Source organism: Pseudoalteromonas nanhaiensis (assembly GCF_051235485.1).
In the GTDB taxonomy this organism is placed as follows: Bacteria; Pseudomonadota; Gammaproteobacteria; order Enterobacterales; family Alteromonadaceae; genus Pseudoalteromonas; species Pseudoalteromonas lipolytica_C.
In genome coordinates this window covers 24,710-38,125 of the sequence record NZ_JBPNYQ010000010.1, presented here as the reverse complement: position 1 = coordinate 38,125, position 13,416 = coordinate 24,710, and the positions used below count along the sequence as shown (strand labels likewise).

Genomic DNA, 13,416 nt, shown 5'->3' with positions numbered 1-13,416 from the left:
AATCGTGGGGCTTTATGCCAAATAAAATTAATAATTTTTTATTAGTCGATATCGACAATGAGTTTAGTCGAGCATTCGCTGAGCATTATTTTGCTAAAGCTGAAAGCTCTACACTTGTTGTGGCTGGTGCTAATAGCCGACAAATGGTCAAGCTGATGTTCGATGAACTAATTAAAGATTATTGCTACTGCGATTTTAGCAATGAAATAAGCGTTTCTGAGCTAGCCAGCTATTTGCACGAGCATCACACAATACAGGGAGTACTCATTAATCTAACTGATTACCAACTGGCTGATGATGCACAAAAGTTTATTTATAATTCATTACACAAGATAAGGTACTTAGTTCAACAAGACGAGCAAGGTTTTAGCTTTACCCCCTGCCCTGATGCTGCTCATATTAACCACCTTTCTTGCCAATCTGAGATTGCCGAAACCACTGCTCACGTCTTAAGTGCAAAAGACGACCTTAAATAACAAATAAATAATTGCACCTAAACCGCTGTATACTTACCATATTGCTAAAATTATTGATAAGTGACAGCCATGCGAGTACCTCATATTTACCAACCTTCAGCGATTTCTTTAAACACTCCTGTAGCACTTGATGATGATGCAGCAGGTCATGTTGGCCGAGTGTTACGTATGCAAGTCGGAGATAAAGTATCTATTTTTAATGGCGAAGGCGGTGAATACCTCAGCGAAATCATCGAGGTTAGTAAAAAAACAGTCGTTGTTGAACCGCAAGAGTTTATCGATCACGACGTTGAATCACCACTTAAAATTCACTTGGGCCAAGGCATCTCTCGTGGCGATAAAATGGATTTCACCATTCAAAAATCGGTGGAATTAGGTATCACTGAAATCACCCCTATTTTTAGTCAACGCTGTGGTGTAAAACTAAGTGGCGACAGACTGCAGAAAAAACACCAACAATGGCAAAAAATTGCAATTGCTGCAGCTGAGCAATCTGGCCGTAACTTCGTGCCTGTTGTGCATCCACCTATCGATATAAAAGAGTGGTTAGAACAAGCTAGCGAAGCAATTAAACTTACCCTACACCCTCGCGCTGAGCATAGTATTAAAACCATTCAAGTGCCCAGCGAAGGTGTGCGCTTTTTAGTTGGCCCTGAAGGCGGTTTTACTGATGAAGAAATTAACATTGCAAAGCAACAAGCCTTCGTTGATATTCGCTTAGGCCCACGCGTACTTCGAACAGAAACAGCCGCACTGACTGTTTTAAGCGCATTGCAATTACAGTTTGGCGACTTAGCCAATTGAAAATGGTAAAAATACCCATATATCAAAGTTACTAAATACAGTATGGCACTTCGATTCTAAGGCAAAAATATGGCAATTAAGTTAGGCATAATCTCTGATCCAATTAGTGGCTTTAACATTAAAAAAGACACTGGCTTCGCAATGATGATGGAAGCACAAAAACGTGGCTACGAACTTTATTACATGGAAATGGACGACCTGTCACTGCGTCAAGGTCAAGGCTATGCAACAGCTGCCAAAGCCCGTGTATTTGACGATATAAATCATTGGTACGAATTAGAAGAAAAAGCCACCGTTGCCCTTGCTGATTTAGACGTGATCTTAATGCGTAAAGATCCACCTTTTGATACTGAATATATTTACGCAACCTATATTTTAGAGCGCGCAGAACAAGCTGGCACATTAGTTATTAACAAACCGCAAAGTTTGCGTGATGCAAATGAAAAACTGTTCACCGCTTGGTTCAGTGAACATACGCCAGATACATTAGTAACGCGAAGCCAAGCAGATATTCGCGCATTTTTAGCTGAGCATAAAGACATCATACTAAAACCACTTGATGGTATGGGTGGTGCCTCTATCTTCCGTGTTAAAGAAGATGATGCCAATATTGGTGTAATTTGCGAAACATTAACCGAGCACGGTAGCCGTTTTGCAATGGCACAAAACTATATTCCTGAAATCAAACAAGGCGATAAACGTGTCCTTGTCGTTGATGGTGAAGTTATGCCTTACTGCCTAGCTCGAATTCCACAAAATGGTGAAACGCGCGGTAATCTAGCAGCAGGTGGCCGTGGTGAAGCTCGCCCTATTAGCGAATCAGATCGCAAAATCGCCGAAGCAGTCGCACCAACGTTAAAAGAAAAAGGCCTTATTTTTGTGGGCTTAGACATCATTGGTGACCGCTTAACTGAAATCAACGTCACTGCGCCGACTTGTGTAAAAGAAATTGAAGCCGCGTACGACATTTCTATCACTGGTAAGTTATTTGATGCCATTGAGAGCAAACTGAGCCATACTTAATCTAAACAACAAAAGGGGCGACCTATGCAGTCATTAGAGAATCATTTCTTAATCGCGATGCCAAGCATGCAAGACCCTTTTTTTAAACGTGCTGTCACTTATATTTGTGAGCACAATCAAGAGGGTGCTATGGGGCTGGTTATTAATCAGCCTATTAATATCACTGTGGGTGAATTACTCGATAAAATCGAGATTGATAACGACAAAAATAAGCAAGCCGCAGGGCTTGCTGTTTATGCTGGCGGCCCCGTAAAAACAGACCGCGGCTTTGTGTTACATTCTCCTAAGCATGGCTATTCATCAAGCCAAAAGCTTAGCAGTGATATTATGATCACCACTTCAAAAGATGTGCTGGCAAGCTTAACCACTAATGAAGCACCTGAACAATTTATTATTACTTTAGGTTATGCAGGTTGGGAGCAGGGTCAACTTGAGCAAGAGCTGCTAGAAAATTCATGGCTTATCATAAAAGCAGATCCAGATATCATCTTCAACACCCCTGTTGAAAAGCGCTGGGAAAAAGCGGTATCCATGTTGGGGTTTGATGTAAGTCAGCTAAGCTCTGAAGCCGGCCATGCCTAACATAAATGAATTATTGAAACTATGACAAAAAGAACATTTAAGCCCGTAGGTGAGCGCACCGTTATGGGCTTTGATTTTGGCACCAAAAGTATTGGTATCGCCATAGGCCAAGAGCTAACCGGCACAGCCTCAAGCCTTCAAGCAGTGAAAGCCAAAGACGGTATTCCTGATTGGCAGCAAATAAAAAAGCAAGTAGATGACTGGCAACCAGATCTAATGGTAGTTGGTTTACCGCTTAATATGGATGGCAGCAATCAAGAAGTCACTTTTAAAGCCAAGAAGTTTGCAAACCGTTTGCATAATCACTTTGCTATCCCGGTTGAAACTCAAGACGAACGACTAACAACCGCAGATGCCAAAGCGCGTTTATTCGAACAAGGTGGTTACCGTAACCTTGGTAAAGGTAACGTCGATAATATGTCTGCGGTGATCATCTTAGAAAGTTTTTTTGAGCAATCTTATGGCGACTAACGCGCTTTGTTAATCACAGTATAGTCGTTTAAATCTGGAATAAAGCCTGCTTCTCGGTAGGCTTTTTCAATAGCGCTGCTATTACGAAGCTGCTGTAAGCCTTTTTGAATTGCTGCAAAGGCGGCTTTTCCGTCTGGATGCTTTTTCGAAATAATAAAGTGGCGGCTATCATTTAATTGCAATACCACATTAGGCACTGCAACCAGTTCAATATTTTCCAAACTGTAACGATTATTGAGACTTGGCATTAAAGGCATCATCATAAAATCAACCCACTGCATCGATACCGTGCGGACTTGCCCAAGCCACTCATCTTCTCTGAGCAGCTCTTTGAGCGGTAGAGCCGATAACGTTTGCCAGTCAGTTTGCCAACGAGGTGTTGAAACCGCAGTTAATTGCTTAAAGTCAGCAAACTGCTTTAATTGCAGTGCTTTTTTATTGTTTGGGGACGTGAATATACCAGCAAAATATTCACCATTACGGATCACGGGATCTGAAATATACACAGACTCAGCAAGCTGCTTTGCATCTACTGACCACACACTATCAAAGCTAAGTAATAACTGGCCATCTTCTAACAGCTTGGTGTTACAGTAATTAGCATTACCTTTGTGATAGCGAAATGATTTATTGAAACCACCTAAGCTCAACGCTTGTTGAGCAATGATCATATCAACTACATCACGGCGGATGTAAGCTCCACTAAAGTCTTTTACTTCAATAGGTTTACGACCATTTAAGAAGCGACTGTAATCGTCATAAACATCATCGCGGATAAAAATAACAACATCTTCAACAACATTACTAGACGCCTCAAAGGCAGTTACCAGCAATATAAAGGCAGCTATAATTATCCGCGAAAACATTATATATCGCTCTTCTCGTCAAGGCCGTCGATGGTAACACCTTGTAAGAAACCAGCACCTTTTTGCTCATTATTTTGCAACTTGATCATCAAGCGCAAGTCGTTTGGTGAGTCGGCATGATGAAGCGCATCAGCGTAATTAATTCGACGCTGTTTATAAAGCTCAAATAACGCTTGGTCAAAGGTTTGCATGCCCATTTCTTTCGATTTCGCCATGGTTTCTTTGATAGAGCCAATATCACCACGTTTGATAAGCTCTGCCACCATCGGTGAGTTAAGCAGAATTTCGATAGCTGCAACACGGCCTTCACCATCGGCTGTAGGTATCAACTGCTGGGCAACAATGGCACGTAAGTTTAGTGCTAAGTCGTACTTTAATTTATCGTGCTTCTCTTTTGGTACTAAGTGCATGATACGGTCAATGGCTTGGTTGGCGTTGTTGGCGTGCAGTGTTGCTACACACAAATGACCGGTTTCGGCAAAGCTTAGGGCATATTCCATGGTTTCTTGGGAGCGTATCTCACCAATCAAGATAACATCGGGTGCTTGACGCAGTGAACTTTTCAGAGCGGATTCAAAGCTTTCTGTATCTAAACCAACTTCACGTTGGGTGATAATACTTTTACGATGTTCATGAACAAATTCAATCGGGTCTTCAATCGTTAAAATATGACCTCGCTGATTGCGGTTACGATAACCCAGAAGCGCTGCTAATGACGTTGATTTACCGGTACCTGTACCACCCACAAACAATACTAAACCACGCTTTGCCATGATCACATCGGTCAGTGTTGACGGCAGACCAAGCTCATTAACGTCCGGTATTTTCGTCACGATACGACGAATAACCATACCGGCACGATCTCGCTGCCAAAAAGCAGAAACACGGAAACGCCCTTCATCTGTCGCTATAGCAAAATTACACTCTTTAGTGTCATGAAATTCTTGGCGCTGCTTATCGCTCATCGCAGACTCAACTAAAGCCAGAGAGCTTTCATCAGAGAGCTTCTCATCAGTAAGATGCACAAGCTCACCATTGATTTTTGCACTCACTGGTAATTGGCTCGAAACAAATAAGTCAGACGCTTTTTTATCGATCATAACTTGTAAAAAGTGATTTAAAGGTAAAGACATCTTAAGTAACTCCGTTAGCCACCAAATTGAGTTTTATCTTGCGCTTTCGCACGTGCATCATTGGTTGTAATGATACCGAAGTTAACTAAGCTTGCTAAACATTGATCCATCGTTTGCATACCATGCGAAGCACCTGTCTGAATCGATGAGTACATTTGCGCAATCTTGTCTTCACGGATCAAGTTACGAATTGCAGGAATACCGATCATAATCTCATGAGCAGCAACTCGACCACCACCGACTTTTTTAAGTAATGTTTGCGAGATTACGGCACGTAATGATTCAGATAGCATTGACCGCACCATGTCTTTTTCTTCACCAGGGAATACGTCGATGATACGGTCGATAGTTTTTGGTGCAGAGGTAGTATGCAAAGTACCAAACACTAAGTGACCGGTTTCTGCTGCAGTCATCGCGAGGCGAATTGTTTCAAGGTCACGCAGCTCACCAACTAAGATAACATCAGGGTCTTCACGCAACGCACTTCTGAGCGCATTCGAAAAGCTATGCGTATCACGATGAACTTCACGCTGGTTAATCAAGCTCAATTTATTCTCATGTACGAATTCGATTGGATCTTCAATCGTCAAAATATGATGGTGCTTGTTCTGATTGATGTAATCGACCATTGCTGCCAGTGTCGTTGATTTACCGGAGCCGGTAGGCCCTGTCACCAACACGAGACCACGAGGGTTATCTGCAATGGTTTTAAAAATATCCGGTGCACCTAAATCATCTAGAGTCAGTACATCACTAGGGATAGTACGAAACACCGCAGCCGGGCCACGGTTTGAGTTGAATGCATTAACACGAAAACGCGCAAGATTAGGTACTTCGAAAGAAAAATCCACTTCGAGATTTTGTTCGTAGTCCTTACGCTGATTATCGTTCATAATATCGTATACCAGACTATTTACATCTTTTTGTTCTAATGCTGGAATATTAATACGACGTACATCGCCATCAACGCGTATCATAGGTGATACGCCTGATGATAAGTGTAAATCCGAGGCTTTGTGTTGCACACTAAAGGCCAATAATTCGGTAATATCCATTTATGACTCCACAACCAACTGATAATTATATGGTTACAATAGCAGAACGACTTACATCCGCCTATGCCAGAATTGCGCAAGCTGCAAAAAATAATCAACGTAATGAGCAATCAATAAACCTATTGGCTGTCTCAAAAACCAAACCAACCGACGATATCATTGCTGCTTATGAACAAGGCCAACGATTGTTTGGCGAATCTTACGTACAAGAAGCAGTAACAAAAGTGGCTGCCCTTGCTGAATACAAAGATATTGTTTGGCATTTTATTGGCCCTATTCAATCGAATAAAAGTGCACTTGTTGCCAGCTATTTCGACTGGGTGCAAAGTGTTGACCGTATAAAAATAGCCAAACGTCTGAACGAACAACGTCCCTCGGATAAATCACCGCTGAATGTATTAATTCAAGTAAATATTAGTTTAGAAGAGGCTAAGTCAGGCTGCCACCCCGACGAGGTAATGACATTGGCAGAATTTATCAGTCAATGTGATAATTTATGTCTCAGAGGTGTAATGGCTATTCCCGCCAAAACGGACGATACGGCGCAACAATTACAATATTTTGAGCAATTAAGCGCTTGCTTTGATAAACTAAAGGCCCAATATCCCCAAGTAGACACCTTGTCGATGGGTATGAGTAATGATGTTGAAGCGGCAATTGCAGCGGGTTCAACCATGGTACGCATTGGCACGGATATATTTGGCCAACGAAATTAAAAGGTGATAACAGACATATGTCAGACAAAAAAATCGCATTTATAGGCACGGGTAACATGAGCTACGCCATTATCGGTGGCATGGTAAAGAACGGTTTTGCAGCTAAAAATATTATTGCAACCAATCGCAACCAAGAAAAATTAGCTAAGGTTGCTGCTGATTTCGGGGTGCAAACTACCGCGGATAACAACGCGGCACTTCGCGATGCAGATGTGATTGTCTTGTCTGTTAAACCACAAATGATGGGTGATCTTTGCCAATCATTCCAAGATTCTGGTGTTGATTTTAGCGACAAGCTATTTATTTCAGTGGCAGCAGGTCTTACCGTAAAACGTTTACGTGAAATGCTAGGCCAAGATGTGAAAATGGTGCGTTGTATGCCAAATACACCATCATTACTTGGTCGTGGCGTATCTGGATTATTCGGCGCAGATGAAACCGCTGAAGAACATGAGTTTGTTCAACAGGTATTCGAATGTACAGGTATTGTTAAATGGGTAGAACACGAGTCTCAAATTAACGATATTATCGCTGTGACAGGCTCATCACCTGCTTACTTTTTCTTATTTATGGAAGCCATTGAAGAAAAAGCAAAAGCCCTTGGTTTTAATGATGAAGATGCACGCCGCTTAGTACAGCAAACGGCGCTTGGCGCAGCTGAAATGGCACTTTCACAACCAGATATCAGCATAACTCAGTTACGAGCAAATGTTACATCGAAAGGCGGTACAACTCATGAAGCGGTAGAGCACCTTAAATCACAAGGTTTAGTCGCTACAGTTGCTGATGCAATGGACGCCTGTATCGCTCGCGCTCAGGCAATGGAAAAAGAACTTTAAGCTTACTTTTTGAAGGTAAAACTATGCAAGCCATGCAATTTTTAGTTGGGATTGTTTTCGATCTCTTTTTAATGGTGGTCCTTTTACGCTTTTGGTTACAAACGGCAAAAGCGGACTTTTATAATCCAATTAGCCAATTTGTAGTAAAGGCAACATCATTTGCAGTAAATCCTCTTCGTAAAATTATTCCGGGATTGGGTGGCTTTGATATGGCATCGTTAGTCCTTGCATATCTTGTAGCCGTAGCCAAAATTAGTGTGATTTTACTGATGTTTTACGGTACCTGGTCTCCAGCACCAGTATTTGTTTCTGCTTTAATGACTGTAATAAAAGAAGGCTTAAATCTGTTATTTTGGGTCTTAATAATTCGTGCATTATTGAGCTGGGTAAGCCAAGGTTACAACCCTATTGAGGCCGTTTTTCATCAGCTGACTGAACCTATGCTTCGCCCTATTCGTAAAATCATTCCACCACTTGGCGGTCTTGATTTATCGATTTTAGTACTGATCATTGGTCTACAGTTTTTACAAATCTTATTGATGGATTTTATAGGCTAAGTAATAACAACTACATCAAGAGGCCGAAAGGCCTCTTTTGTTAAGTGAGATATAGCATGAAGCAAGTTATTTATTTTTCTTTGATTTTATTGAGTTTATTTACAACTCTTGCCCAGGCAGATGAACAAGCAGGCGCTCAGTATAAGGTACTTGGCCCTTGGGAAGTTCACTACATTGCATTTCCATCGACCTTTATTCAGCCTAGCATCGCCAAAAACTACGATTTAGACCGCAGCCCTAACAAAGGGATAATCAATATTTCGGTATTAAAAAACAGCGATAAATCAGCGCAGACTGCAACTTTAACAGGCACAGCGCGCAACCTGCTTGGCAATAAAAAGCAGCTTGAATTTAAAGAGGTGGTTGAAGGCGATGCAATTTATTACCTCGCACAAATCGATTACAGCAACGAAGAAATTTACCGTTTTGATATCGAAATTAATCAAAATGGCAAAGTACAAACGCTGAAGTTTCAGCAAAAATTTTACGTAGATTAATAGACCCTATGAACAACACCTTGGTTTTAGCCACGGGTAATCCTGGCAAAGTAAAAGAGCTGGCAAGTATGCTCAGCCCACTTAATATTAACGTGGTTCCACAAAGTGATTTTCAAGTACCTGACGTACCAGAGACAGGCACCACATTTGTTGAAAACGCCATTATTAAAGCGCGTCATGCGGCAAAGATCACGGGCATGCCTGCGATTGCCGATGACTCAGGTCTGGAAGTCGACGGCCTAAATGGTGCGCCGGGTGTGTACTCTGCACGCTTTGCTGGAGCGGGTGCGAGTGATCAAGATAATATCGACAAGCTATTAAAAGAGCTTGCTGATAACCCTGTTCGCAGTGCGCGTTTTTGGTGTGTTTTAGTATTAATGCGCCACGCCGACGACCCGACACCACTTATTTGTAGTGCCAGTTGGGAAGGCGAAATCACCCATAGCCAAGATGGTCAGGGTGGGTTTGGTTATGATCCGGTGTTTTATGTACCGTCTGAGCAATGCACGAGCGCCCAGTTAACTAAAGAGCAAAAAAATGCTCTTAGCCATCGCGGCCAAGCTTTAAAACAACTACTTGCGCAATTGCAGCAAAAAGGCGGCCTGTGAGTTTACCGCCTTTAAGTTTATATGTGCACGTACCTTGGTGCGTGCAAAAGTGCCCATACTGTGACTTTAATAGCCATGGCCAAAAAGGCACAATCCCCGAGAAAGAATACGTTCAGCATCTTATTGATGATCTCAAGGCCGATTTGCACCTAGTACAAGGGCGTAAAATCCACAGTATCTTTATTGGTGGCGGTACTCCAAGCTTATTAACCGGTGACGCTTATACTCGCCTACTTGGTGAAGTTGACAGGTTAATTGGCCTAACTGATGACTGTGAAATTACCCTAGAGGCTAACCCTGGCACTGTCGAAACCGGTCGCTTTAAAGAGTATGTTGCCGCTGGCATTAATCGTATTTCGATTGGTGTGCAAAGCATGCAAAACGACAAGCTAAAAGCCCTTGGCCGCATCCATGGTGCAGATGAAGCAAGCTATGCGGCTAAACAGGCGCACCAAGCGGGGCTAAACAGCTTTAACCTCGATTTAATGCATGGCTTACCCGGACAATCTCTTGAAGATGCCTTGGGCGACCTTGAAAAAATCATCGCCCTTAATCCTCCCCATATTTCTTGGTATCAGCTAACAATTGAGCCAAACACTCAGTTTGCATCAAAGCCACCGACCTTGCCTCATGATGACATCCTTTGGGATATTCAAGAGCAAGGACAAGCCTTACTAGCAGCAGCAGGTTATGAGCAATATGAGATCTCAGGTTACGCAAAGCCCGGTTACCAATGCCGTCATAACCTGAATTATTGGCGATTTGGCGATTATCTCGGTATCGGCTGTGGCGCGCATGGTAAAATTACTGATGAAAATAAAGTCATCACCCGTACGGTAAAAGTTAAACACCCGCGCGGTTATATGGATCTAGCTAAACCGTATTTATATGAGCAATGGCAAGTAACCAAAGACGACTTAGCCTTTGAATTCTTTATGAATCGTTTTCGCTTAGTTGAACCGTGTCCGAAAGCTGATTTACCTTTGCTTACAAGTTTGTCACTGCAAAGTCAGGAACAAGCCTTGACTGAAGCGATTGCAAAAGGCCTACTAATTGATGATAAAGATAACTGGCAGGTAAGCCCTAAAGGCCAACGTTTTTTGAATGACCTGCTAGAATTATTCGTTTAAGAATTATAATTAAATTTCTAACAACTACAAAGGAACGATAATGCGTAAACTGACCTTCATCGCTGCGGCGGTAAGTGTTGCATTACTTGGCGGCTGCCAACAAATGCAAGAGCAACCAACGCCTGCACCAAGTGTACAAAACCAACCTGTACAAAGTGAAATCGATAAAGCAAATGCCTTCTTCGAAGATACTTTTAACCGTGACGTAATGAAAAGCCCTATTTATCAAACATACATGGGCATCAAAAAAGATTACGACAAATGGGACGATGGCAGTGAAGAGCGCGTTTTAGAAGACTTTGAACAAACTAAAGCTGACCTAGTTGCGCTTAACGCAATTAACCGCGACCTATTAGATGACGCAACAAAAGTAAGTTACGACCTTAAAAAGCAAGATCTTGAAAACGAAATTGCTGATTTCAAATGGCGTCATTACAACTACCCTGTGAACCAAATGTTTGGTGTTCACTCAATGATCCCTGCGTTTTTAATCAACCAACATCAAATTGCCGATGTCTCTGATGCAAAAGCGTATATCTCGCGTTTAAATGGTGTTACAACGGTTATTGATCAACTAATCAAAGATCTTGAAGTACGTGCAGATAAAGGCATTATCGCGCCTAAGTTTGTTTTCCCACACGTGATTGATTCAAGCCAAAATATCTTACGCGGCGCACCATTCCACGACGGTGAAGACTCAACATTACTTGCTGACTTTAAACGTAAAGTTAACGCATTAGAGATTGCCGATAGCGAAAAATCAGCACTTATCAGCGATGCTGAAAAAGCCTTAAAAGCAGCAGTAAAACCTTCTTATACTAAGTTAATTAATTTCTTAGCTCAGCTAGAAAAACGCGCTGATGACCGTGATGGTGCTTGGAAGTTCCCTGACGGCGAAGCGTTCTACAATAATGCCTTAGCACGTACAACAACCACTGATTTAACTGCGAAAGAAATTCACACAATCGGTCTAGCTGAAGTCGCGCGTATTCACGACGAAATGCGTGCAATCAAAGACAAAGTAGGCTTTGAAGGTGACCTTAAAGCATTCATGCAATTCATGAAAACTGATAAGCAGTTCTACTACCCTAACACGGCTGAAGGTAAACAACGTTACCTTGATGAAGCAACGGCGCTTATCGATAACATGAAATCTCGTTTAGACGAGCTATTCATTGTTAAGCCAAAAGCTGACCTTAAAGTTAAAGCTGTAGAAGCATTCCGTGAAAAAGCAGCAGGTAAAGCGTTCTACCAACAACCTGCGCCAGATGGTTCACGCCCGGGTATTTATTACGCAAACCTTTACGACATGGAAGCAATGCCAACATACCAAATGGAAGCACTTGCATACCACGAAGGTATTCCAGGCCACCACATGCAAATTGCTATCGCGCAAGAGCTTGAAGGTGTACCTAAGTTCCGTAAGTTTGGCGGCTACACAGCGTATGTTGAAGGTTGGGGTTTATACTCTGAACTAGTACCAAAAGAAATGGGCTTATATGAAGACCCATATTCAGATTTTGGTCGTCTTGCTATGGAACTATGGCGTGCATGTCGACTAGTAGTAGATACAGGTATCCACGCTATGAAGTGGACACGTCAAGAAGGTATCGACTACTACGTAAATAACACACCAAATGCGACCTCTGATGGCGTTAAAATGGTTGAGCGTCACATTGTAATGCCTTCACAAGCAACAGCATACAAAGTGGGCATGCTGAAAATTTTAGAGCTTCGTGAAGCAGCTAAAGAAAAACTTGGCGATAAATTCGATATTCGTGAATTCCACGATGTAGTACTTAAAAATGGTGCAGTACCATTAAATGTACTAGAGAAGTTTGTTGACCAATGGGTTGCTAAGAAACAAGCAGCTTAATCAATAAAAACTTGAAAAAGGCCGCTCAGCGGCCTTTTTTATTTATTTAAACAAGTAGTTGAGCTATAAATGTATAAATAATAAAAAACGGGTAATTCCATGCAAAGCGCGATAGAGCAACTGAACAGCCGACTTCAACATCATCAGTTAAAAGAACTTATTGCCGATTATCAAAGCTTGTCGGGGGTTTTACAAGCGGCACAGTTACAGCATATCTATCAATTAGCTTGCAGTAGTGAAGTTAAATACCTGTTTTTACAAAATGTTGCAGCGCATTTACTTGAAGCAAGCCCACTGCCAAGCGAAGCTGTTGCCTTGATTGATGATATTGATAAGCTGAGCTTTTTCACGCCTGGCCTTAAGTTTCAAAATGCTTTTTGTGTTACAGACAACCAAGGTAACACCCTACTACATCATTTATTTACGCTGTGTCAGGCAGATAAACTCCCCTTTAACTATTTGCGTTCGTTAATGTTATTTGAAAGCAACGAAAGCTTAGGCGTTGCTTTAAAAACATTGAATAAACAGCAGCTCACTCCTATTGGTTGCTTTATAGCGCAAAACAGTACGACTCAAATGCTAGCAAAGCATGAATTCTCCGCATTATTAGCCATGATGGAAGTCGACCAAAGCCACAGCCCTAGCGCAGTCAGTGCCTTAATAAACACCCTTAAACAATTTTATGGTGCCAATCAACCAACGAGTGCCGACAGTAAAGTTTTACTGTGTGCGGCCTATTTGCAAGTGCCAACGGCGCAGTTATTAAACGCCCTTAATCAATAA

At 42.0% G+C, this 13,416-nt stretch carries 16 protein-coding genes; 13 read left to right on the top strand and 3 right to left on the bottom strand.

Translation table 11 applies throughout. The features are described 5' to 3' along the window. Positions 1 to 14: 14 nt before the first annotated feature. The 5 genes from ACSFVZ_RS10570 (at position 15) to ruvX (ending at position 3,356) form a co-directional block, all read left to right on the top strand. Positions 15 to 476, top strand: coding sequence for a hypothetical protein (locus ACSFVZ_RS10570; protein ID WP_135923615.1), 462 nt, complete (start codon positions 15 to 17; stop codon positions 474 to 476). Between the two features lie 69 nt (positions 477 to 545). Continuing rightward, a complete protein-coding gene (gene rsmE / locus ACSFVZ_RS10565) occupies positions 546 to 1,280 on the top strand; it encodes a 16S rRNA (uracil(1498)-N(3))-methyltransferase (RefSeq protein ID WP_253038611.1) in 735 nt (244 codons plus the stop codon). A 69-nt stretch (positions 1,281 to 1,349) separates the two neighbouring features. Beyond that, on the top strand, positions 1,350 to 2,303 hold the full coding sequence (gene gshB / locus ACSFVZ_RS10560) for a glutathione synthase (RefSeq protein ID WP_435558815.1): 954 nt from the start codon (positions 1,350 to 1,352) through the stop codon (positions 2,301 to 2,303). Between the two features lie 24 nt (positions 2,304 to 2,327). Then, positions 2,328 to 2,885 (top strand): YqgE/AlgH family protein, encoded by a 558-nt coding sequence (locus tag ACSFVZ_RS10555; protein ID WP_135923612.1) that lies wholly within the window; start codon positions 2,328 to 2,330, stop codon positions 2,883 to 2,885. Positions 2,886 to 2,906: 21 nt separating this feature from the next. After that, entirely contained in the window at positions 2,907 to 3,356 is a 450-nt protein-coding gene (gene ruvX / locus ACSFVZ_RS10550; RefSeq protein ID WP_135923611.1) for a Holliday junction resolvase RuvX, read from the top strand. Here ruvX and ACSFVZ_RS10545 read toward each other — a convergent pair. Genes ACSFVZ_RS10545 through ACSFVZ_RS10535 form a run of 3 tightly spaced genes read right to left on the bottom strand, consistent with a single transcriptional unit; the run spans position 3,353 to position 6,410 of the window. Then, positions 3,353 to 4,222 (bottom strand): hypothetical protein, encoded by an 870-nt coding sequence (locus ACSFVZ_RS10545; RefSeq protein ID WP_435558814.1) that lies wholly within the window; start codon positions 4,220 to 4,222, stop codon positions 3,353 to 3,355. The two genes, ruvX and ACSFVZ_RS10545, sit on opposite strands and share 4 nt — an antisense overlap. Then, positions 4,222 to 5,355, bottom strand: coding sequence for a PilT/PilU family type 4a pilus ATPase (locus ACSFVZ_RS10540; RefSeq protein WP_135923610.1), 1,134 nt, complete (start codon positions 5,353 to 5,355; stop codon positions 4,222 to 4,224). Before ACSFVZ_RS10540 ends, ACSFVZ_RS10545 begins: the two co-directional genes overlap by 1 nt. 14 nt (positions 5,356 to 5,369) lie before the next feature. Further along, on the bottom strand, positions 5,370 to 6,410 hold the full coding sequence (locus ACSFVZ_RS10535; protein ID WP_135923609.1) for a type IV pilus twitching motility protein PilT: 1,041 nt from the start codon (positions 6,408 to 6,410) through the stop codon (positions 5,370 to 5,372). Positions 6,411 to 6,412: 2 nt separating this feature from the next. On the opposite strand from ACSFVZ_RS10535, the gene ACSFVZ_RS10530 reads away from it, so the two are divergent. The 8 genes from ACSFVZ_RS10530 (at position 6,413) to ACSFVZ_RS10495 (ending at position 13,416) form a co-directional block, all read left to right on the top strand. Then, a complete protein-coding gene (locus tag ACSFVZ_RS10530) occupies positions 6,413 to 7,126 on the top strand; it encodes a YggS family pyridoxal phosphate-dependent enzyme (RefSeq protein WP_435558812.1) in 714 nt (237 codons plus the stop codon). A 17-nt stretch (positions 7,127 to 7,143) separates the two neighbouring features. Beyond that, a complete protein-coding gene (gene proC, locus ACSFVZ_RS10525; protein WP_199526089.1) occupies positions 7,144 to 7,965 on the top strand; it encodes a pyrroline-5-carboxylate reductase in 822 nt (273 codons plus the stop codon). 23 nt (positions 7,966 to 7,988) lie between these two features. Beyond that, positions 7,989 to 8,522, top strand: a complete 534-nt coding sequence (locus ACSFVZ_RS10520) for a YggT family protein (RefSeq protein WP_135923606.1) — start codon at positions 7,989 to 7,991, stop codon at positions 8,520 to 8,522. Positions 8,523 to 8,578: 56 nt separating this feature from the next. Then, positions 8,579 to 9,019: a DUF4426 domain-containing protein gene (locus ACSFVZ_RS10515; protein WP_235381781.1), complete on the top strand. Its 441-nt coding sequence runs from the start codon at positions 8,579 to 8,581 to the stop codon at positions 9,017 to 9,019. A gap of 8 nt (positions 9,020 to 9,027) precedes the next feature. Further along, complete coding sequence (locus ACSFVZ_RS10510; protein ID WP_058586594.1) at positions 9,028 to 9,627, top strand: XTP/dITP diphosphatase; 600 nt, start codon at positions 9,028 to 9,030, stop codon at positions 9,625 to 9,627. Beyond that, a complete protein-coding gene (hemW, locus tag ACSFVZ_RS10505; RefSeq protein WP_421967159.1) occupies positions 9,624 to 10,757 on the top strand; it encodes a radical SAM family heme chaperone HemW in 1,134 nt (377 codons plus the stop codon). Before ACSFVZ_RS10510 ends, hemW begins: the two co-directional genes overlap by 4 nt. Before the next feature lie 40 nt (positions 10,758 to 10,797). Beyond that, positions 10,798 to 12,633 carry a DUF885 domain-containing protein gene (locus ACSFVZ_RS10500; protein ID WP_435558810.1) on the top strand — a complete coding sequence of 612 codons (1,836 nt, stop codon included), beginning with the start codon at positions 10,798 to 10,800 and terminating at the stop codon, positions 12,631 to 12,633. Between the two features lie 99 nt (positions 12,634 to 12,732). After that, positions 12,733 to 13,416, top strand: a complete 684-nt coding sequence (locus ACSFVZ_RS10495; RefSeq protein WP_421967157.1) for a hypothetical protein — start codon at positions 12,733 to 12,735, stop codon at positions 13,414 to 13,416.